Origin of the sequence: Flavobacterium fluviale (assembly GCF_003312915.1) — a bacterium.
In the GTDB taxonomy this organism is placed as follows: domain Bacteria; phylum Bacteroidota; class Bacteroidia; order Flavobacteriales; family Flavobacteriaceae; genus Flavobacterium; species Flavobacterium fluviale.
Genome location: NZ_CP030261.1, coordinates 100569 through 120456, shown reverse-complemented (window position 1 = coordinate 120456; position 19888 = coordinate 100569). Strand labels below are relative to the sequence as shown.

The following is a 19888-nucleotide window of genomic DNA, read 5'->3' as shown; positions in this document are numbered from 1 at the left end:
ATATTTAGTTTAAATTATAAAAACGACTGAATCGCCAATTCATAACTTTTCAACCCAAAGCCTAAAATAACACCTTTAGCATTTCCAGATAAATACGATTGATGTCTAAAACTTTCGCGAGCATATGTATTAGAAATATGAACTTCAATTACAGGAGTTGTAACAGCTTTCATGGCATCGCCTAAACCAATTGAAGTGTGTGTGTAAGCGCCAGCATTCAAAATGATTCCATCAAATGAAAATCCAACTTCCTGGATTTTTCCAATTAGTTCACCTTCGATATTACTTTGATAATACGAAAGCTCGATGTTTGGGAATTTCTCTTTCAACGTTTCAAAGTAATCTTCAAAAGTCTGGCTTCCGTAAACTTCTGGTTCGCGTTTCCCTAAAAGATTCAAATTGGGTCCGTTGATAATGCAGATTCTCATATTTAATTTTTTGTGTAATTATGTATTGACATTGCCATTTATTCTGCCATTGTCATTGAACTTTGTAAAAATAAAAAAACCGCTCCAATTAATAGAGCGGTTTTTATAAAAGTATGTGATATATTTTAGAACATGTATCCAGCTGAAAGTTGGAATACAGAGTTTTTAAAGTCAGCTTCTTCTGAAATCTCAGTTAAACCTATTCCGTAACGAGCTTGAACAAAAAGACCTCCAACAACTTTTAATCCTAAACCTGCGTTAAGAGAAAAGTCAAATGTTTTTGGATCTGCAACGTCAAATTCTTTTTTATTAGATACAAGGAATGAAGCTTGTGGACCAAGTTCTAAACTAAGTGATTTAGTCATGTAGATTTTCGCCATTACAGGAATAGCGATATATCCCATTTCGTTTTTGAATTCTGAAATAGCATTTTTATAAGTTGCTCCTTGTGTAGTATACAAAAGCTCTGGCTGAATTGAGAATTTTTCTAATAATTTAAGTTCTGCTACAAGACCTGCGTGGTAACTTGTAATACCTTCTTTGTCAACAGAAATTCCGTCAAAGTCAGAACCTCCAGTTTGATTTGCAAAGTTAACCCCTGCTTTAACCCCGATTTGCACAAATTGAGCGTTGATTGTAGCTGATGTTGCAATGAACAAAACAGCTGCTAAAAGTATTTTTTTCATAAAAATGTTTTTAAAGTTTGGTATTTAAACGTTATTTAAAATTCAAAACTACATATTTAGCATTTTATTGCCTTATATTTTGGATTAAATAATTAATAAAATTCCCACCGAAATTCATTTTTTACGATAAAAAGGCAGTTAAAACTCTTTTAGATACTTGATAATCAGATTCGTATTTAGTCATTTTTTTCTGTCTTATTTTAATACTTTTTAAACTTATTGTGGATTCAATTTTGTAAGTCTAATCTTAGTTTTGTGTTTTGTAATTAAAAAATATAAAACATGAAAAAAGTAATTTTAGCTGCTATTGCAGTAATGGCGTTTGGTTTTGCTAATGCACAAGAACAAACAGCAAAAGGAAAATGGTTAATTGAGGCTAATACTGGCTTTGGTTCTAATGTTGGTTCAACATCTTTTGGTTTAACTTCTGTTGATGGTGAAACAGCTTGGAATATTGGTGCAGAAGGTGGTTATTTCGTGGCTGATAATTTAGCTTTAAAAGTTGGATTAGGCTACGGAGATGAGGGAGATGACAGCAGTGTTTTTGCTTACAAAATTGGGGCAAAATATTATGCAGCAAACAAATTTCCTTTAGAGGTTTCTTACAATGGAGTTAGCTACAAAGGTGCAGATGAAAACCCATCTTATTTAGGATTACAAGGTGGATATGCTTGGTTTATTGGAAAAAATGTTTCTGTTGAACCAGGAATCCGTTATAATGTATCTTTAAATGATGATTACTTCAAAAGTGCTTTCCAGTTTAACGTTGGATTTGCATTACACTTTTAAAAAAAACAAGTTTAGTTAGTTTTTTTATGCCTTCCTTCGGGAAGGTTTTTTTTTTGTTAGATTTTGCTTCATTCTTATATCATTTTAATTTAACAACTTATATACTTATTACTATTTTATTTGTTAAATTCCAAATTATTTTTTATGAAGAATATTTTTATATTTGATCATTAAAATTTAACCAAAACAAATAGTATGAAGAAAATTATTTTAACTGCTATAGCGGTAGCGGCATTTAGTTTTGCAAATGCACAACAAACAAGATTCGGAGTAAAAGGAGGTCTTAACCTTTCAACTGTAGTTGGAGGAGATGTTGATGATACAAAAACTTTAGTAGGTTTTCATGTTGGAGGATTTGCTGAGATCAATATTGTAGAGAAATTTTTTATACAGCCAGAGCTTTTATTTTCAGCTCAAGGAACAAAAGTTGATGGAGGCTTTGGAGGAGATGTTGATTTTAAATTAAATTATTTAAATATCCCTGTACTAGCGAAATACTATATTGTAGACAATAAGTTTAGTGTGGAAGCTGGCCCTCAGTTAGGTGTTTTGCTATCTGCTAAAGCTGAAGGTGAAGATATTAAAGATTTTACTAGATCAGTAGATTTTGGCTTTAACATTGGTGCTGGATATAACTTTACAGATAATCTTGCAGTAGGTCTTCGATATACTATTGGTTTATCTCCACTAACTGATGAAGATGTAGATAATACCGATGATTATTATGACAGTGCAAAAAACAGTAATCTTGCACTATCTTTATCTTATAAATTCTAATATTTCAGAATAAAAATATTTCAAAAACCTTCCTGATTCAGGGAGGTTTTTTTATGATTAAAAATGGTTTACTTTGTACATATGAATTGGAACAGATATATAAAAGATTACCAGTCGTATTTAAGGATAGAAAGAGGTTTGTCTAAAAATACGATTGAAAACTATGGCTTTGATATTGAGCGCCTGTGTCTTTTTTTAGAAACCAATCAAATTGATGTTTCACCCATAAAAATTTCTGAAGAAACCCTGCAGCAATTTATTTATGAAGTCGCAAAAGAATTAAATCCGAGGTCGCAGGCAAGGATTATTTCTGGATTGAAAAGTTTTTTTAATTATTTGGTATTCGAAGATTACAGAAACGATAATCCGTTGGAATTAATTGAGGCTCCAAAAACGGGACGTAAATTACCAGATACGCTCTCGCTTGAGGAAATAGATAATCTCATAGAAGCGATAGATTTAAGTACTAACGAGGGCGAACGGAATAGGGCGATGCTTGAAACTTTGTACGGATGTGGATTACGTGTTTCTGAATTAATTTCCCTTAAAATATCCGATTTGTTTTTTGATGAGGGATTTATAAAGATCACCGGAAAGGGAAATAAAGAACGATTTGTTCCGATTGGGCCATTAACTCAAAAATATATTGATATTTATAAAAATGCAGTGCGGCCTAATTTGAGTATTAAAAAAGGTGCCGAAGATACTTTGTTTTTAAATAGGAGAGGAAATTACTTAACCAGAGCAATGGTTTTTACTATTATAAAAGATCTGGCTCAAAAAGTTGGATTAAAAAAAAATATAAGTCCGCATACACTGCGCCATTCTTTTGCAACACATTTATTGGAAAATGGTGCCGATTTGAGATCAATTCAATTAATGCTAGGCCACGAATCGATTACAACAACTGAAATTTACGTTCATTTAGACCGCAGCTTTTTAAAAGAAGTAATGCATAGTTTCCATCCTAGAAAATAATTTTATCATTATTGCGTTTATTTTGTCGTAAAAATTAATATATTGTGTTAAATTTTTGTTTTAATAAAAACAATTTAGCACTATTTTGTGATTTTAATTTGTTTCTTTAAAAATAAAAAGTATGGATATTTATTTACATAAAAAGGGAGTATATGGTTTTTGATTTGTATGGAAATGACGATTGCTTAGAAGTAAATAATTTTTATAAAAAATTACTAGCAGAAATGCCTGACGTACTTTTTCAGTTTATTATTGATGCAGATAATAATTATTCGTTTCCACTTGTAAGTAAATCGGCAGATGAAATATTTGAGCTTTCTGCGGCAGATTTTACTAATGATATAAAGTTTATAATTTTCGACCGAATTGTAGCAAGCGATCGCGAGCGCTTTTTTCAGTCTCTAGTTCAGGCTAAAAGAGATGTTAAGCCTTGGGAAATTCAATTTAGGGCAGTTCTGCCTAAAAAAGGAATTCGCTGGTTTAAGATTACTTCAAAAACAGAATCTACTGTAGGTGGTAAGGTTGTTTTTTATGGACACGTTTCAGATATTACAGAATTAAAAGATAAAGAAGAAAAACTTCGCATATCCGAAGAACGTTTTCAATTTGCCCTTGATGCTTCAACTGCTGGAATTTGGGACTGGGATATGGTGACCAATAGTGTTTTTTATTCTTCTCTTTCACTTAAAATTTTAGAATTAGAATCAACCGATATTTTTGATGATCCAGAACGCTGGGATAAAATTGTGCACCCTGATGATCTTCCCAAATATTACTCGGATATTCAGGAACATTTTGACAATAAGATTCCCTATTATGAAAATTACCACCGAGTAATGACATCAAGCGGTAATTATAAATGGATTTTGGACCGCGGGAAAGTTATCAAACGTGATGAAAACGGAAAGCCTTTGCGTGTAATCGGTACGCATACGGATGTTTCTGCTCAAAAAGAAAAAGAACTGGAACTTATCAAAACAATGAAATTGTACAGTGATCAGAACAGTCGTTTATTGAACTTTTCGCATATCGTTTCGCATAATTTGAATACGCAGGCTGGTAATATTAAGTCGATTTTAGATTTTATCGATGCCGATGTAAACAGGCAGACGGTTGAAGAAATGCTGGAACATTTACGCACTGTTTCAAATGACCTGAATGAGACAATTTCAAATCTGACACAGATTGTAAAAACGCAGAGTAATATCAATATTGCGGTTGTGCCGTTGATGTTGTGTGAATATATCGAAAAAACTATTTCGACGATTAAAGGCTATGATAAACAACGAAATGTGACCATTATAAATAATGTTCCAAAATATTTGACAATTAATTTCAATCCGGCTTATATGGAAAGTGTGTTGTTGAATTTTACCACAAATGCCATAAAATATGCCCATCCAGATCGCGATCCTGTAATAATTTTCGATTTTGCGATAGAACCAGAAGGTTTCAAATCGCTTAAGATTACGGATAACGGTCTCGGAATAGATTTAAAAGTTTATGGAGATTTGTTGTTTGGAATGTATAAAACTTTTCACAAGCATGAGGAAGCACGTGGAATTGGACTTTATATTACAAGAAATCAAATAGAGGCGATGAAAGGGACGGTTTTGGTAGAAAGTGAAGTCGGGGTAGGAACGAGCTTTAAAATTGTTTTTAATGATATGTAAATATGAAATAAAGGATAAAAAGAAAGGCTGTCATAATTGACAGCCTTTCTTGTATGTTTATGAATCCTATTACTTTGCAATATTTACAGCTCTAGTTTCTCTAATAACTGTAACTTTTACTTGTCCAGGATAAGTCATTTCTGTTTGAATTTTTTGTGAAATTTCGAAGGATAAGTTCGCAGCGTTATCGTCTGAAACTTTTTCACTTTCAACAATTACACGAAGTTCTCTACCAGCTTGAATTGCATAAGCGTTTTTAACACCGCTGAATCCGTAAGCAACATCTTCAAGATCTTTCAAACGTTGGATGTAAGAATCCAATACCTGGCGTCTTGCTCCTGGTCTTGCTCCAGAAATAGCATCACAAACCTGAATAATCGGCGACAATAAAGATTTCATTTCGATCTCGTCGTGGTGCGCTCCAATCGCGTTGCAAACTTCTTCTTTTTCACCATATTTTTCAGCCCACTGCATTCCTAAAAGTGCGTGTGGTAAATCACTTTCTGTGTCTGGCACTTTTCCAATATCGTGAAGTAAACCTGCTCTTTTAGCTAGTTTAACATTCAATCCTAATTCTGCAGCCATGATACCGCAAAGTTTAGAAACCTCTCTTGAGTGCTGTAATAAATTTTGTCCGTAAGAAGAACGGTATTTCATTCTGCCGACAACTTTTATTAATTCTGGGTGTAAACCATGAATTCCTAAGTCGATTACCGTACGTTTTCCAACCTCGATAATTTCGTCGTCGATTTGTTTTGCGGTTTTAGCAACCACTTCTTCGATTCTCGCTGGGTGAATACGTCCATCAGTTACTAATTTGTGTAATGACAAACGCGCAATTTCTCTACGAACTGGATCAAAACAAGAAAGAATGATAGCTTCTGGTGTATCATCAACAATGATTTCAACTCCAGTTGCAGCTTCAAGAGCTCTAATGTTACGTCCTTCACGACCAATAATTCTACCTTTTACATCATCAGATTCAATGTTGAAAACAGAAACGCAATTTTCAACTGCTTCTTCAGTTCCAACTCTTTGAATAGTGTTGATAATAATTTTCTTAGCTTCTTGCTGCGCAGTAAGCTTAGCCTCTTCAATTGTTTCTTGAATATGAGACATCGCTTTTGTTTTAGCTTCAGCTTTTAAACCTTCTACTAATTGTTCTTTTGCTTCTTCAGCAGAAAGACCAGAAATTACTTCAAGCTGCTGTAATTGACTTTTGTGAAGTTTATCAACTTCAGCTTGTTTTTTGTCTAAAACTTCAATTTTATTATTGTATTCAGCAGTTTTAGCTTCAAAGTCGTCGTTAACTTTTTTAGCTTTAGAAAGTTCATTTGAAACCTGAGATTCTTTATCACGCACGCGTTTTTCTACTTCAGCAACTTTTTTGTCTCTTGCTAAAATAACTTGTTCGTGCTCAGATTTTAATTCAATGAATTTTTCTTTTGCTTGAAGAATTTTGTCTTTTTTAATATTTTCAGCTTCTAAATTAGCATCTTTTAAAATTGAAGCTGCTTCTTTTTTGGCGTTTTTAATTAGGTTTGAAATATTACTTTTCTCGATAATTTTAGCTATTGCAAATCCTGCTGCAATACCCACAATACCAATAATGATCGTTATGATGTCCATGTTTATTAGGGTTTATATATAAAAAAAGCCTACATTAATTGCTTGAATAAACTCGTAAAGACAAGTTTTGAGCTAACTCACTGTTCAAGTTTCCCGGTCAAAGCTGGGCATACTATAGTAGCGACGATTTGCTCATTCTAAATTGTTAGTGTTGAGTTTACCAATTGTGAACTAATGTAGGCAGTATCTTAGTTTCTTGTAAAGAACGTTTAATTTTCGAGATATTGATCTAAAAGCAGATTTAATTTCTTAATTCGCTCAATGGTTTCTTCTCCATCGATTGCGTTATCAATTTGTTTTTGTTCGACTTGTGATGCAAACTGCAATGCGCACATTGCTAGAACATCTTGTTTGTCACGAACCGCGTAATTTTCTTCGAACTGCTTAATCATAGCATCAATTTTTTTAGAAGCGCTTCTAAGGCCTTCTTCCTGAGCTGGTTCAACCGTTAAAGGGTAAACGCGGTCGGCAATTGATATTTTAATTTTAAGCTTTCCGTCCATATTACTAATCTGATAATTGCGCTATACAGTAATCGATTTCGCGAATTAATGAATTTATTTTAAGCTTTGTCTCTCTCTTGTTATTGTCGCTGCCAAGCAACGAATTGGCTATCTTAAGTGTTTCATTTTGCTTCTTCAAAGCTTCAATTTCTTCAGATTGTTTCTGGATAATTTGCGCAGCTTTGGCTAGTTCTAATCGTAGTGCTTGATTATTTTTCTCCAAACCTTTTGATTTTTCAAAAAGCTTTTCGACTTTATATTCAAGAGTATCAATTATTTCTGCAATTACACTCATTATGCATCCTATTCATTACTTAATCCTACAAAGTTAGTATTCCTTTTTATTAATGCAATTTTTTATCGAATTTTTTACATTAAAAAGAGACAAATAAATGAAATTCAGTATCTTGTGTTATTAAGTTTGTTTTTTAGGTTTTTACCTGTTAATTTTTTATTTTAGCAAAAATATTTTTTTTATGAGATTATCTATACTTGCCCTTTTATCCTGTCATTTTCTATTTGCCCAAACACAATATCCTAAAGATTATTTCCGCGCCCCGCTAGATATTCCAATGCAGCTTTCTGGGAATTTTGGAGAGTTAAGACCTAATCATTTTCATGCGGGTTTTGATTTAAAAACAAATCAAAGAGAAGGATTGAGTGTGCATGCAATTGCAGATGGTTACGTATCGAGAATTAAAATTTCGACGTTCGGAAATGGTAAATGTATTTACATTACGCATCCAAACGGTTACACTTCTGTTTATGGTCATTTACAGTCTCCAGTTGGTGCAATCCTGGATTATGTAAAAAATACTCATTACAAAGAAAAAGGATATGAAATTGAAATGTTTCCAAAACCAGATGAGCTTCCTGTAACAAAAGGACAAATAATTGGGCTCTCTGGTAATACTGGATCCTCAGAAGGACCGCATCTTCATTTTGAAATTCGCGATACTAAAACCGAATTCGTAATCAACCCGATTTTCTTTGGCTTTGACCAAAATATAAAAGATTCTAAAAAGCCCACTTTATCAAGTTTGTATGTTTATCCGCTCGATAATTCAACTGTAAATCAGTCCAAACAGCCTTTACTGCTTAGCATGGCGCTGCAAAAAGACGGAACTTATCTGGCTTCAAAAGTAAAAGCAAACGGAAAAATTGGTTTTGGAATCAATGCAACAGATACGGATGATGTTTCTTATAACAAAAATGGAGTTTACAATGTTTCTACTTTTTTAAACGGAAATCCGAATTATAATTATCAGTTTAATACGTATTCGTTTGATGAAATGCGCTATATCAATGCTTTTATAGATTATGCGAGGTATAAAAAAACAAGTCAGAGAGTTCAAAAGCTTTTTATGAAAACGCCTTTTGCTCTAAGCATAATTAAAACAGATTCTCAATACGGAGTTATCACGCCAGAACCAAACTTGGCCTCGAATTACAGAATTGAAGTTTCGGATTATTTCGGAAATTTAAATTCGATAACAGTGCCAATTGAATATGATACAGCAACACCGCTCGTGCAGGCAGAACCTGTTACAGGACCTTATTTTGTGCGATACAATAAAGATTCTAATTTCGAAAAAGGTAATATGTCTGTATTTTTTCCTGCAGGAACTTTTTATGAAGATTTCAACATGAATTTTGACGTTAGAAATAATAAAATCTATATTCACGACGATACGGTTCCGGTGCATGCCAATTTTACCATTACGATAAAAGACGATTCATATCCTGAAAATTTACGCGACAAGCTTTACATTGGAAAAGGTAATAGTTTTAATGGAACTATCAGAAAAGGGGATGTTTTCACTGCTAAAGCAAAAATTTTAGGTCAGTATGGCTTAGTTCTAGATACAATTGCTCCAGTTATAAAAATTGCCAAACCTGTTGAAGGAAAATGGATTACCGGCCAGAAAAAAATTGAATTTACAATTGGCGATTCTGCTTCTGGAATTAAATCTTATAATGGCTACTTAAACGGAAGCTGGGTTTTGTTTGAATATGAAAATAAAACTCGAAAAATCACGCACACTTTTGATGATCAATATTTAACGGAAGGCGAGAATTTTTTAAAATTAGAAGTTGTTGACAATGTAGGAAATACTACTATCTTTGAAACTCATTTTTTTAGAAGTCAAAAATAAAACCGCAATCTTTGAATTACAATAGGTTTATATTCGCTTTTCTTTTTTTATTTTTCAGCTGTATTTCATTAGCTCAAAATGCTTTTGTTAAAGGTGTAATTTTAGATACGGAAAAACATCCTGTTCCAAGTGTAAATATTTCTTCGCAGGGAAATTCAGTGCAAACAGATTCAAATGGCTTTTTTGAAATTGTAATTCCATCAAACAAAAAGGTCTCGCTGATATTTACTCACGTTTCGTTAAAAACAATGAGTTTAACGGTTAGTTTGAAAACAAATGAAGTTTTTGTTTTTAATCCGATTATGAATAATTCTCAGGAACAAATGGGAGAAGTTTTTGTTTCTTCGGGAAATAGAAAACGTGTACAGGGAATTGCGACAATTGACACCGAAACCATAAAAAAGATTCCAGGTGCCAATGCGGGAATTGAAAATGTTTTGAAAACGCTTCCAGGTGTCAATTCAAATAATGAATTAAGTACACAATATATGGTTCGCGGCGGGAATTATGACGAAAATCTGGTTTATGTAAACGAGGTCGAGGTCTATCGTCCGTTTTTAATTCGTTCGGGCCAGCAGGAAGGCTTAAGTTTTACGAATACTGATTTGGTCCAGAATGTTGATTTTTCAGCTGGTGGATTTCAGGCTAAATTCGGAGATAAATTATCTTCTGTTTTAGATATTACGTATAGAAAACCAACGCAGTTTGGTGCTTCTTTTGAAGCGAGTTTTCTTGGCGGAAGTGCTTCTGTTGATTTGGTTTCTAAAAACAAAAAATGGTCTGCAGTGACTGGAGTTCGTTATCGAAACAATAGTCTGCTCGTAAATAGTCAAGATACGCAGACGAATTATACACCGACTTTTGCAGACGTTCAGACAAATATTAATTATGATATTTCTGAAAAATGGCAGATGAGTTTTTTAGGGAATATTTCGCAGAATAAATATTTGTATCAGCCTCTGACTCGAGAAACAAAATTTGGTACGATAGATCAGCCAATGGCGCTTGCTGTTTATTATCAAGGTCAGGAAAAAGACCAATATGATACTTATTTTGGTGCTTTAAAAACAACTTACAAAGTTTCGCCTTCGCTGACTTTAAAATTAATCGGATCATTATTTCATACAACTGAAAAAGAACATTTTGATATTCTGGCACAATACCGTTTAGGTAATGTGAATGCTGAAGATCCCGAAAATCCTTCCGCTATTGATTTTACACGCGGAATTGGTTCGCAGTTAAATCATGCCCGTAACGATCTGGATGCGTTAATTGCCAACATTGAATTGAAAGGAACAAAAGAGTGGAAAGAGAGCCAGTTGGAATTTGGTTTAAAGTATACTCGAGAATCGATACGAGATAGAGTGGTAGAGTGGGAGATGATCGATTCGGCTGGTTTTTCTTTAAATCCGCCATTGGTAATTCTGCCAGAAAATAATCAGCCTTATACGCCTTACACAGGTCCTCTTTTGCCGTATCAAGATATTCGTGCGGCAAATTTTAATACAATCAACCGCTTTTCTGGATATGCGCAATGGAATCAACAATCTGAAATTGGTTCCAGTAGAATTTGGTATCATTTAGGAGCGCGTTTTCAAAGCTGGAGTGTTTCGGGAGCTTTAGAAGAAGGAAAAAATCAGACCGTTGTAAGTCCGCGTGCACAATTTGCCATAAAACCAGACTGGGATCGGGATATGGTTTTTAGAATTTCGGGTGGATTGTATCATCAGCCGCCATTTTATAGAGAACTTCGCGATTTGGATGGAGTTGTGAATCCGAATGTAAAAGCTCAGGAAGCTGTTCATGTGGTTTTAGGAAATGACTACAATTTTAAAATGTGGAATCGCCCTTTTAAATGGGTTACAGAAGTTTATTATAAATCACTTTCAGATGTGAATGTGTATTCAATTGATAATGTTAGAATTCGTTATGTCGCCAATAATAATGCGAAAGCTTACGCACAAGGTCTTGATTTTAGATTGAACGGAGAATTTGTGCCTGGAACAGAATCTTGGGTAAGTTTCGGATACATGAAGACCGAAGAAAATTATGAAAACAAAGGTTATATTGCCCGCCCGACAGACCAGCGTTTAAAGTTTGCGATGTTGTTTCAGGATTATATGCCGAATATTCCAAGTGTGAAAGTGTATCTGAATTTGGTTTACAATACGGGTCTGCCAGGTGGCGCGCCATCATATACCGATCCTTATTTGTATCAAAATAGATTAAACGATTACAGAAGAGCAGATATTGGTTTTGCAAAAGTTTTTGTAGACAGCAGTACGCAGAATACTAAAACAAGCTGGTTGAAAAATTTTAAAGAATTGGCTGTCGGGCTAGAAGTTTTCAATCTCTTTAATAATCAAAACGCTATTACAAACACTTGGGTTCGTGATGTGTATTCTAAAAATCAATATGCGATTCCAAATTATATGACTTCGAGGGTTTTTAACGTTAAGATTAATGCGAGACTGTAAAGTCTTTTCTAATTTTTTAGTAAAATTCAATAAAAACCAAAATTACAATCAAAAATAGTATATTTGATAATCGAATATAATCCGCGTAGATGAAAAAGTATTTTAAATATATAGCCTTGGTAATCGTTGGAACAGTAATAAGCTGCCGCGAAGAAGTTAAAAAACCAAAAGTAAGTTACGACGTATCAAATAAGGTAAGTGTCACTAAAGCCGATTCTACGCAGGTAGAGGTGGCGGATCTTCCTATTCAAATGCAAGGGACAGACTATCTAATTCACCCAGTTGGAGATTTAAGAGTTTATGAAAAAGGCTCTAAAGCAAGATATGGTTCATCAAGCGTAAATGATGTGAGTTTTACTATTTCTAATTTAGGAGAATATGAAATCACAGGTTATTTACAGAATTTAAAATTTCAAAAAGTTGATTCAGATTCTATTCGTCCATTATCAGAAAAACCAATTTTAATTTTAACTGCCACTTACTTAAAAACAATTGCAGATAAAACTCATAATAATGTTATGGTTTACACTCTTACTGATTCTGATACTAACAAAGATGGAAAGATAGATACCAGCGATATTAAAACTTTGTATTTAAGCGATATCAGCGGAGAAAACTTTACAAAAGTTTCTGCTGATCTTCAAGAGTTGATTGATTGGAATTTAGTAGAATCTAAAAATCGTTTATATTTTAGAACAATTGAAGACACCAACCAAAACGGACAATTCGATAAAAATGATGTGCTGCATTATAATTATATAGATTTAGCTTCTAAAAAATGGGAAGTTAAAAGTTATAAGCCTATCTAAGGTACTAAGGGACTAAGGTTCTAAGTTTTATAGAAAGCTGTTTAAGAATTATTTAAATAATTTTTAAACAGCTTTCTTTGTTTATAAAAGAAACACATCTCCTTAGTATCTCAGTACCTCAGTACCTCAGAACCTTTAAATTAATATATCACTTTCTAAATCAGATTTTTCAATTTCGAAACCAAAATCTAAGCGTTCTACCAATTCTATTACCAGTTTTTTGTACCAGTTTTCAGATTTTGGATGAATGTAAATTTTTTCAATTAGCTGATTGATGTCTACATTGATTTTTAATCCATCATTTAGTTTTAAAGTACTTTTTGAAGTATCGGTGATAATGCGGACTTCGCGTTCGTACTGAAAACTTTTTCTTTTAAATAAAAAAGGAAAGAATAAGTCGTCAAACGGAATGTATTCTTTTTTATAATCGATATAATTTACTTCACCAATATATTGATCAAAATTATTTTCTGGTTTTAAAGCTTTTTGTAACCTCCCAATTGTTGACTGAATCGCTAAACCTTCACTATTTTGAGTAAAAATCTGCCACATAGCAAACGATTCATATTCGTTAATATGCCAGCTGCTTATGGCTACTTTTTCGCGGTGGGTTTTATAATAATTTAAAAAGTCAGGATTATCGACTGCTAGCTTTTTGATTTCTTCATAAGTGGGTTCGCTGAAAGTACCTTCGTATTGATCTTCGAATTTATCAGATCGTGACATGAATAGTTTCTTTGAAAGTAAGAGATCTAAAAATTTGGATAAATCAAGATATTTCCAAACTATAGTGTCGGGATCTTCAGGAAGTATGATGTTTGGGTTGTTAAGATACATTCTATTGAGGTTAAATGATTTATTCTTAAACTCACCTAAAGTTATAAAATAAAACACAGATTAAAGAAATTAAATTGAGTTTTAATATTTCCTTAATCTGTGTAGATTTTGATTTTATATAAAGTCTTAAGATTCGAAAGACTGCATTGTGACCAATTTGTTATAAGTTCCGTTTTGCGCTATTAATTGGTCATGTGTTCCCTGTTCTACAATTTTTCCTTTTTGCATCACTACTATCAAATCTGCTTTTTGAATAGTTGAAAGCCTGTGGGCAATTACAATTGAAGTTCTGTTCTGCATCATTTTATCAAGTGCAACCTGAACAAATTTTTCGCTTTCTGTGTCTAATGCAGATGTTGCTTCATCCAAAATCATAATTGGTGGATTTTTCAAAACCGCCCTCGCAATAGATAAACGTTGTTTTTGTCCCCCAGAAAGTTTGTTTCCGCTGTCGCCAATATTAGTGTAAATTCCACCAGGCAGATCTTTTACAAATTCGTATGCGTTTGCGATTTTTAAAGCTTCCATGATTTCATCATCCGTAGCGTCAAGTTTTCCTAGTGCAATATTTGCTTTAATGGTGTCATTAAATAAAATGCTGTCCTGAGTTACAAGCCCCATTAAGCTGCGAAGCGACTGCAGGTTGATATGCTTAATGTTGATTCCATCAATAGAAATTGAACCTTCATTTACATCGTAAAAACGAGTTAATAAATTAGCAATAGTACTTTTTCCACTTCCAGATTGACCAACAAGAGCAACTGTCTGTCCTTTTTTGATTTGTAGAGAAAAGTCTTTTAAAACAGTTTCGTCTTCGTATTTAAAATTGATGTTTTGAATATCAATATCATTATCAAAAGTCGTTTTTTCTGTTGCTTTTTCTGAAGAAACAATTGTGTTTTCCTGATCCAAAATTTCTAACACACGTTCTGCAGCGGCATTTCCTCTTTTAACTCCGTATGAAGCTTTTGAAATTGCTTTCGCAGGAGTAAGAATGTTATAAGCTAGTCCCATGTAAGCAATGAAAGATGCTCCGTCTAGTGTTTTATCAATTAAAACCATTTGACCACCATACCAAAGCAATACTGCAATTACCGTAATTCCCATAAATTCACTCGCAGGCGAAGCTAAGTTCTGACGGTTTCCAATGGTGTTTGATAAATCAAAAAAACGTTTTGTAGAACTTTGAAAAACAGAATTGAAATAGTTCTCAGAATTATATCCTTTAACGACTTTTAATCCGCCCATGGTTTCTTCAATAGTCGATAGGAAAGTACCTTGTTCCTGCTGCGCTTTTGTAGATTGCTTTTTAAGCTGTTTTCCAATTAATGAAATAATATATCCTGAAACCGGAATGAAGATAAAAACAAACAGGGTTAGTTTTGCACTAATAATAAGCATTGCAATTATGGTAAAAATAATCGTTAGAGGCTCTTTTACGATAAGCTCTAAAATAGCCAAAAATGAAGTTTGAACCTCGTTTACATCACCGGAAATTCTCGAAATTACATCTCCTTTTCTTTTTTCAGAATAAAAAGCCAATGGCAGTTCCAGTGATTTTTTATACATCGCATTACGCATATCTCTTAAAACACCATTACGCAAAAAAGTAATAAAAAACATTGCAGCATAATCAGCTAAGTTTTTTAATAAAAAGATCGAAATGATGATGGCAACCATTACTGAAAGTACAAAACCAGGATTGTTTGGGTCTGTGTTTGTTGTAATGTAATAGCTTAAATAGTTTTCTCCGTACTCTTTAATGTGCGCAATTCCTTCGTACACCGGCATAACAGTGTTGCTTTTGGTTTTGTCAAATAAAACCTGAATCATAGGAATTAAAGCCATAAACGAAAGCGTGCTGAAAAGCGCATACAGAATATTAAAGAAGATGTTTAAGAAAGCGTATCTTTTATAGGGAAGTATAAAAGGGAATATTTTTTTGAAATTATCCATTTATTATTGATGTTATTTTTGCAAGGCAGGAGACTCTTTCGAGTTTTTTGGTTCTGTTTTATTTTGGTAATGAGTTAAATACTGAAATTTTGGTTATGAATGAATGTCCAGCATTGAATAATTGATTTTGTACTGGATGTTTTTCACAGCACAAAAATAATCCAATTGGTTTGGTTTTAACTTTTTTTAGCTTTTTTTTATTAAAAAAAACTCCGATTTGCATTTGTTTAAATGTAAATCAGAGTTCTAAATATTAACCTTTATCAATTTTGTGTACAAAATTAAAGCAGGTAAAGAGTTTTTATTCTATTATTTCAATTGCATATCTGCAATGATATTCTGTATTTTTTGGTCTAAGAATTTTTCTGCTTCATCAAAATCTTGAACAGATTCTAATTCGGCATTAACGCTGATATAGAATTTGATTTTTGGTTCTGTTCCGCTTGGTCTTGCACAGATTTTTGATCCATCTTCTGTGTAGTAAATCAATACATTTGATTTCGGAATGTCCATTGGAGATTCTTCATTCGTCAATAAATTCAATGCGGTAGACGATTGGTAATCTTCAACCATAATCACACGCTGGCCATTAATTTCTTTCAAAGGATTTTGACGTAGATCAATCATCATTTGATTGATTTCCTGTAAACCTTCCATTCCTTTTTTAGTCAATGAAACTAAATATTCTTTGTAGAATCCATTTTCAACATAAAGTTGTAAAAGCTCTTTGTAAACAGAACTTCCTGCGGCTTTAGCCTGCGCCGCAACTTCGCATATTAATAATGTAGCCGCAACAGCATCTTTATCTCGAACAGCGTCTCCAACCATAAAACCAAAACTTTCTTCACCGCCACCGATAAATTCAAGTTCAGGAAAATCTACGATCATTTTTGCGATCCACTTAAATCCTGTTAAACCAACTTTGCATTCAACGCCATAACTTGTTGCCAATTCCATCATCATTGGAGTAGAAACAATAGTTGAACCTACAAATTGTTTACCGTTGATTTTACCTGCTTTTTTCCATTGTTTTAAAAGGAAAGAAGTCATTAAAACCATAGTTTGGTTTCCGTTAAGTAAAATCATTTTGCCATCATTATTTCTAACAGCAACACCTAAACGGTCACAATCTGGGTCTGTACCTACAACAATATCCGAATTTGTTTTATCTGCCAAAGCCAAAGCCATTGTTAAAGCTTCGGGTTCTTCGGGATTTGGAGATTTTACCGTTGGGAAATCTCCGTCTGGAACAGCCTGTTCAGGAACAATGTGAACATTTTTGTAACCAGCCTGAGATAATGTATCAGGAATAGATTTTATAGAAGTTCCGTGCAATGAAGTAAATACGATATGAAGATTGTCTTTAGCTTCTGCGGGAGTGTTGAAACTCGCGTTTTCTATAGATGATTTTACAAATGCTTTGTCAATTTCTGTATCGATGTACTGAATTAAGCTTTCGTTAGCATTAAATTTAATTTTGTCGTAGTCTAAGCTTTCAATTACTTGAATAATTTCGCCGTCTTGAGGAGGGACAATTTGTCCGCCGTCCTGCCAGTACACTTTATATCCGTTATATTCTGGCGGATTATGAGAAGCTGTAAGAACAATTCCGCATTGACAGCCTAAGTGTTTAAGCGCAAAAGATAATTCAGGAGTTGGTCTTAGGTCAGAAAACAGATAAACCTGAATTCCGTTTGCAGAAAAAACATCTGCAACTACTTTTGCTAAAGTGTTACTATTATGACGACAGTCGTAAGCGATAACCACTTTTAATGGCTCGTTTGGAAAAACTTTATGTAAATAATCAGATAATCCCTGAGTATTTTTTCCAAGTGTATATTTGTTGATTCGGTTGTTTCCAACGCCCATAACACCTCTCATTCCTCCAGTTCCAAATTCAAGATTCTTGTAGAAGCTTTCTTCAAGATCTTTTGGTGAGGTAGTCATTAATTCTTTTACAGCAGCTTGTGTTTCTTGATCGAATGTTGGTGTCAGCCATTCATTTACAGCATTTAAAATATTAGGTGCTATATTCATGTAAGTTTTATTTTATGTTTTAATAAAGGTAGTTTTTCTTCAAAAATTATTTTGACTCAAAAAGATTTTTTTTTCCTGATTTGTATCAAAAATTCACTTCACGTGATACCTTATATCTTTCCTCATTGTTTTTGGTTCTTAAGATAATTTCACCTAAAAATCCAGCTAAGAAAAGCTGAGTTCCCAAAATCATTGTTGTTAATGCAATGTAAAACCAAGGATTATTGGTAACAAGGGTATATCTCATTCCATTATACATATGGTATAGTTTTGAAACACCAATATATCCTGCAGATAAAAATCCGATGATAAACATTATCGAGCCCATTGCGCCAAATAAGTGCATAGGTCTTTTTCCAAAACGTGACAAAAACCAAATAGTGATTAAATCGAGAAAACCGTTTATAAAACGTTCCATTCCAAATTTAGTTTCACCATATTTTCTAGCTTGATGGATAACTACTTTTTCGCCAATTTTTCCGAAACCGGCATTTTTTGCCAATACAGGAATATAACGGTGCATTTCGCCAGAAACTTCTATGTTTTTGACAACAACGTTTTTATAAGCTTTTAATCCGCAGTTAAAATCGTTTAACTCAACACCAGATGTTTTTCTGGCTGCCCAGTTAAACAATTTCGAAGGAAGATTTTTTGCCACAACAGAATCGTAGCGCTTCTTTTTCCAGCCAGAAACCAAATCATATTTCTGAGCTGTAATCATTTCGTACAATTCAGGAATTTCATCTGGACTGTCTTGCAGGTCGGCATCCATTGTAATAATAACGTCGCCTTTTGCTTTAGCAAAACCAGCATGTAAAGCCTGCGATTTTCCAAAGTTTTTCATGAAACGAATGCCTTTTACATTCGGATTTTCATTGGAAAAACCTTCTATAATCTGCCAAGAATTATCTGTACTTCCATCATCTACAAAAATGATTTCATAAGAGTAATTGTTAGATTGCATCACTTTAATGATCCAAGTATAGAGTTCTTTAAGTGATTCCTCCTCGTTTAGAAGCGGTATAAGTATAGATAAATTCATTTATAATTTTTATTCTTGTGTAGATTTGCTTTTAAAAAATGCAGCGAAAATTAATCCGAAAATTGCACTGATCACAATTGCAAAAACAGATCCTTTTAATAGTTCAATAGTAGAGTATGGGCTGCTTTCTTTCATTTTAGCAACTGCTTCATTAATGGCAGATGCAGGTGTACCAAATTTCTGCATCATATTTACAGTATATTTGATCATAATTTCGCTCAAAGTATCTTTGGCTCCTGGGTCAATAACATTGAATAAAATAATGTTGAAAGTAGTAGAAATTAAAATACCGATTACTGCAGCTATAAAATAAGTGGTAAAAGCATCTTTGAAACTAAAAACACCTTTTAATTCTTTCTTAGTTTTAGAAAGTAAAATAATGCTTATTGTAAGACTTATTACTATTCCTATTATACCCATCCACCAAGCTGTAAACAGGTTTAAATCAACAGCATATATTGTAGCAGTAACCAAAGCTGATGCAATACCAATCATTACACCGTACGTAATACCATTCTTTTTTATAACTTCATTAATCATAATGTATATGTTTTAAAATTAATCCACAAATATAGTAATTCCGACTATAATCGGAGATAAAAAAAGCTTTTCGAAATAAACTAAAAAAAAGTGAGTTAAGTATTTGTTTATTAAAAAAGAATTGTAAATTTGCACACTCAAAAATAATTAAAAGTTTTTAAACAAAAAGAGTATCATTTGTTTACACCTTTTTCTAACCATGAAAAAGCTTCAAAATAAAAATACTCCAAACAATAAATAAAAAGATAAAGATGAAAAAAGGAATTCACCCAGAAAATTACAGATTAGTTGCATTTAAAGACATGTCAAATGATGACGTTTTTATCACTAAATCTACTGCAGATACAAAAGAAACAATTGAAGTTGACGGAGTTGAGTATCCAGTTGTAAAAATGGAGATTTCTAGAACATCTCACCCTTTTTATACTGGTAAATCTAAACTTATCGATACTGCAGGACGTATTGATAAATTCAAAACTAAATACGCTAAACACGCTAAAAAATAATAGCTGTTTAAAATTATACAAAAGCCTTCCAGATCTGGAAGGCTTTTTTTATGCGTTAAATATCA

At 33.1% G+C, this 19888-nt stretch carries 18 protein-coding genes; 8 read left to right on the top strand and 10 right to left on the bottom strand.

Going from position 1 to position 19888, the window contains the following annotated elements; all coding sequences use genetic code 11:
* Positions 1 to 14 precede the first annotated feature (14 nt).
* Positions 15 to 428 carry a type II 3-dehydroquinate dehydratase gene (gene aroQ, locus HYN86_RS00610; protein WP_113676322.1) on the bottom strand — a complete coding sequence of 138 codons (414 nt, stop codon included), beginning with the start codon at positions 426 to 428 and terminating at the stop codon, positions 15 to 17.
* Between the two features lie 125 nt (positions 429 to 553).
* A complete protein-coding gene (locus HYN86_RS00605) occupies positions 554 to 1114 on the bottom strand; it encodes a porin family protein (protein ID WP_113676321.1) in 561 nt (186 codons plus the stop codon).
* 282 nt (positions 1115 to 1396) lie between these two features.
* Here HYN86_RS00605 and HYN86_RS00600 point away from each other — a divergent pair, with 282 nt between their 5' ends.
* From HYN86_RS00600 to HYN86_RS00585, 4 genes are all read left to right on the top strand, one after another.
* Positions 1397 to 1903, top strand: coding sequence for a porin family protein (locus HYN86_RS00600; RefSeq protein ID WP_113676320.1), 507 nt, complete (start codon positions 1397 to 1399; stop codon positions 1901 to 1903).
* Positions 1904 to 2098: 195 nt separating this feature from the next.
* Positions 2099 to 2680: a porin family protein gene (locus HYN86_RS00595; RefSeq protein WP_113676319.1), complete on the top strand. Its 582-nt coding sequence runs from the start codon at positions 2099 to 2101 to the stop codon at positions 2678 to 2680.
* Between the two features lie 81 nt (positions 2681 to 2761).
* Entirely contained in the window at positions 2762 to 3658 is an 897-nt protein-coding gene (gene xerD, locus HYN86_RS00590; RefSeq protein WP_113676318.1) for a site-specific tyrosine recombinase XerD, read from the top strand.
* A 152-nt stretch (positions 3659 to 3810) separates the two neighbouring features.
* Positions 3811 to 5331, top strand: coding sequence for a sensor histidine kinase (locus HYN86_RS00585; protein ID WP_113676317.1), 1521 nt, complete (start codon positions 3811 to 3813; stop codon positions 5329 to 5331).
* A 69-nt stretch (positions 5332 to 5400) separates the two neighbouring features.
* Here the strand turns inward: HYN86_RS00585 and rny are convergent, their stop codons facing one another.
* The 3 genes from rny to HYN86_RS00570 all read right to left on the bottom strand — a co-directional run bounded on the left by rny (position 5401) and on the right by HYN86_RS00570 (position 7758).
* Positions 5401 to 6960, bottom strand: a complete 1560-nt coding sequence (gene rny / locus HYN86_RS00580; protein WP_113676316.1) for a ribonuclease Y — start codon at positions 6958 to 6960, stop codon at positions 5401 to 5403.
* Between the two features lie 209 nt (positions 6961 to 7169).
* Positions 7170 to 7463: a cell division protein ZapA gene (locus tag HYN86_RS00575; RefSeq protein ID WP_057117751.1), complete on the bottom strand. Its 294-nt coding sequence runs from the start codon at positions 7461 to 7463 to the stop codon at positions 7170 to 7172.
* A 4-nt stretch (positions 7464 to 7467) separates the two neighbouring features.
* Positions 7468 to 7758, bottom strand: a complete 291-nt coding sequence (locus tag HYN86_RS00570; protein WP_095952164.1) for a hypothetical protein — start codon at positions 7756 to 7758, stop codon at positions 7468 to 7470.
* Positions 7759 to 7939: 181 nt separating this feature from the next.
* On the opposite strand from HYN86_RS00570, the gene HYN86_RS00565 reads away from it, so the two are divergent.
* From HYN86_RS00565 to HYN86_RS00555, 3 genes are all read left to right on the top strand, one after another.
* Entirely contained in the window at positions 7940 to 9619 is a 1680-nt protein-coding gene (locus tag HYN86_RS00565; protein WP_113676315.1) for a M23 family metallopeptidase, read from the top strand.
* A gap of 11 nt (positions 9620 to 9630) precedes the next feature.
* Positions 9631 to 12096 (top strand): carboxypeptidase-like regulatory domain-containing protein, encoded by a 2466-nt coding sequence (locus HYN86_RS00560; protein ID WP_113676314.1) that lies wholly within the window; start codon positions 9631 to 9633, stop codon positions 12094 to 12096.
* 89 nt (positions 12097 to 12185) lie between these two features.
* Positions 12186 to 12905, top strand: coding sequence for a CREC-EF hand family protein (locus tag HYN86_RS00555; protein WP_113676313.1), 720 nt, complete (start codon positions 12186 to 12188; stop codon positions 12903 to 12905).
* A gap of 135 nt (positions 12906 to 13040) precedes the next feature.
* Here the strand turns inward: HYN86_RS00555 and HYN86_RS00550 are convergent, their stop codons facing one another.
* From HYN86_RS00550 to HYN86_RS00530, 5 genes are all read right to left on the bottom strand, one after another.
* Entirely contained in the window at positions 13041 to 13742 is a 702-nt protein-coding gene (locus HYN86_RS00550; RefSeq protein WP_113676312.1) for a DUF2971 domain-containing protein, read from the bottom strand.
* A 126-nt stretch (positions 13743 to 13868) separates the two neighbouring features.
* On the bottom strand, positions 13869 to 15698 hold the full coding sequence (locus HYN86_RS00545; protein WP_113676311.1) for an ABC transporter ATP-binding protein: 1830 nt from the start codon (positions 15696 to 15698) through the stop codon (positions 13869 to 13871).
* 309 nt (positions 15699 to 16007) lie between these two features.
* Positions 16008 to 17735 carry a phospho-sugar mutase gene (locus tag HYN86_RS00540; protein WP_113676310.1) on the bottom strand — a complete coding sequence of 576 codons (1728 nt, stop codon included), beginning with the start codon at positions 17733 to 17735 and terminating at the stop codon, positions 16008 to 16010.
* A gap of 85 nt (positions 17736 to 17820) precedes the next feature.
* Positions 17821 to 18777 carry a glycosyltransferase family 2 protein gene (locus HYN86_RS00535; protein ID WP_113676309.1) on the bottom strand — a complete coding sequence of 319 codons (957 nt, stop codon included), beginning with the start codon at positions 18775 to 18777 and terminating at the stop codon, positions 17821 to 17823.
* Between the two features lie 9 nt (positions 18778 to 18786).
* The gene (locus HYN86_RS00530) at positions 18787 to 19317 is read right to left on the bottom strand and encodes a DUF4199 domain-containing protein (protein ID WP_113676308.1); all 531 of its coding nucleotides are present in this window, start codon (positions 19315 to 19317) and stop codon (positions 18787 to 18789) included.
* 251 nt (positions 19318 to 19568) lie between these two features.
* Between HYN86_RS00530 and HYN86_RS00525 the strand changes: the two genes are divergently transcribed.
* A complete protein-coding gene (locus tag HYN86_RS00525) occupies positions 19569 to 19823 on the top strand; it encodes a type B 50S ribosomal protein L31 (protein WP_011921626.1) in 255 nt (84 codons plus the stop codon).
* The last annotated feature ends 65 nt before the right edge of the window (positions 19824 to 19888 follow it).

Bases quoted from the DNA above. Each gene is read 5' to 3' on its own strand.
- HYN86_RS00570 (WP_095952164.1), bottom strand. From the start codon at position 7,758: ATGAGTGTAATTGCAGAAATAATTGATACTCTTGAATATAAAGTCGAA.
- HYN86_RS00550 (WP_113676312.1), bottom strand. From the start codon at position 13,742: ATGTATCTTAACAACCCAAACATCATACTTCCTGAAGATCCCGACACT.
- HYN86_RS00530 (WP_113676308.1), bottom strand. From the start codon at position 19,317: ATGATTAATGAAGTTATAAAAAAGAATGGTATTACGTACGGTGTAATG.
- HYN86_RS00555 (WP_113676313.1), top strand. From the start codon at position 12,186: ATGAAAAAGTATTTTAAATATATAGCCTTGGTAATCGTTGGAACAGTA.
- HYN86_RS00595 (WP_113676319.1), top strand. From the start codon at position 2,099: ATGAAGAAAATTATTTTAACTGCTATAGCGGTAGCGGCATTTAGTTTT.
- aroQ (WP_113676322.1), bottom strand. From the start codon at position 428: ATGAGAATCTGCATTATCAACGGACCCAATTTGAATCTTTTAGGGAAA.
- HYN86_RS00600 (WP_113676320.1), top strand. From the start codon at position 1,397: ATGAAAAAAGTAATTTTAGCTGCTATTGCAGTAATGGCGTTTGGTTTT.
- HYN86_RS00565 (WP_113676315.1), top strand. From the start codon at position 7,940: ATGAGATTATCTATACTTGCCCTTTTATCCTGTCATTTTCTATTTGCC.
- HYN86_RS00585 (WP_113676317.1), top strand. From the start codon at position 3,811: ATGGTTTTTGATTTGTATGGAAATGACGATTGCTTAGAAGTAAATAAT.
- HYN86_RS00540 (WP_113676310.1), bottom strand. From the start codon at position 17,735: ATGAATATAGCACCTAATATTTTAAATGCTGTAAATGAATGGCTGACA.
- HYN86_RS00605 (WP_113676321.1), bottom strand. From the start codon at position 1,114: ATGAAAAAAATACTTTTAGCAGCTGTTTTGTTCATTGCAACATCAGCT.
- HYN86_RS00545 (WP_113676311.1), bottom strand. From the start codon at position 15,698: ATGGATAATTTCAAAAAAATATTCCCTTTTATACTTCCCTATAAAAGA.
- HYN86_RS00535 (WP_113676309.1), bottom strand. From the start codon at position 18,777: ATGAATTTATCTATACTTATACCGCTTCTAAACGAGGAGGAATCACTT.
- HYN86_RS00575 (WP_057117751.1), bottom strand. From the start codon at position 7,463: ATGGACGGAAAGCTTAAAATTAAAATATCAATTGCCGACCGCGTTTAC.
- HYN86_RS00525 (WP_011921626.1), top strand. From the start codon at position 19,569: ATGAAAAAAGGAATTCACCCAGAAAATTACAGATTAGTTGCATTTAAA.
- xerD (WP_113676318.1), top strand. From the start codon at position 2,762: ATGAATTGGAACAGATATATAAAAGATTACCAGTCGTATTTAAGGATA.
- rny (WP_113676316.1), bottom strand. From the start codon at position 6,960: ATGGACATCATAACGATCATTATTGGTATTGTGGGTATTGCAGCAGGA.